Below are 967 nucleotides of genomic sequence, written 5' to 3' on the forward strand. Positions count from 1 at the left end.
AGTAGCCATTACCCCCGAAGGGAAACGAGCGGTCTCGATATCGTATGAGAAAACCCTGAAACTGTGGGATTTGGAGATCGGAACGGAACTCGCCACTCTAGAAGGGCATAGTTACGAGGTAACAGCAGTCACTCTTGACGGGAAACGAGCGGTCTCGGCACTCGCCACTCTAGAAGGGCATAGTGGCAATGTAAATGCAGTAGCTATCACTCCTGACGGGAAACGAGCGGTCTCGGCATCGAATGATAAAACCCTGAAACTGTGGGATTTGGAGACGGGGACAAAACGGGCTACCCCCAGAGCGCATAGTGGCTCGGTAAATGCAGTAGCCATTACCCCCGACGGGAAACGAGCGGTCTCGGCATCGGGGTATTATTATAATTATAACACCTTGAAACTGTGGGATTTGGAGAGGGGGACGAAACTGGCCACCCTCACCGGGCATAGTGCGTGGGTAAATGCAGTAGCCATTACCCCCGACGGGAAACGAGCGGTCTCGGCATCGAATGATAAAGCTGGGGTGGAAGTTCGGTATAGCGCACCGTATGGAGATGGGAAACGAGCCGTCTCGGCATCGAATGATAAAACCCTGAAACTGTGGGATTTGGAGAGGGCGAGGGAACTGGCTACCCTCACCACGCATAGTTTCAGGGTAAATGCAGTAGCGATCGCCCCGGACGGGAAACGAGCCGTCTTGGCATCGTATGAGAAAACCCTGAAACTGTGGGATTTGGAGAGGGCGAGGGAACTGGCCCCCCTCAGCGGGCATAGTAGCTGGGTAACAGCAGTAGCGATCGCCCCCGACGGGAAACGAGCACTTTCGGCATCGTCGGATAAAACCCTGAAACTGTGGGATTTGGAGACCGGAACGGAACTGGCCACCCTCACTTGGCATAGTGACTGGGTACTAGCAGTAGCGATCGCCCCGGACGGGAAACGAGCCGTCTCGGCATCCGATGATCAAACC

General features: G+C 54.9%; 1 pseudogene. It reads left to right on the forward strand.

Annotated features, from left to right (window positions below):
- Positions 1-967 (forward strand): annotated as a pseudogene (locus tag AC0QH1_RS18330) (WD40 repeat domain-containing protein); the annotation flags it as partial.

This window comes from Phormidium sp. CCY1219, assembly GCF_055795085.1.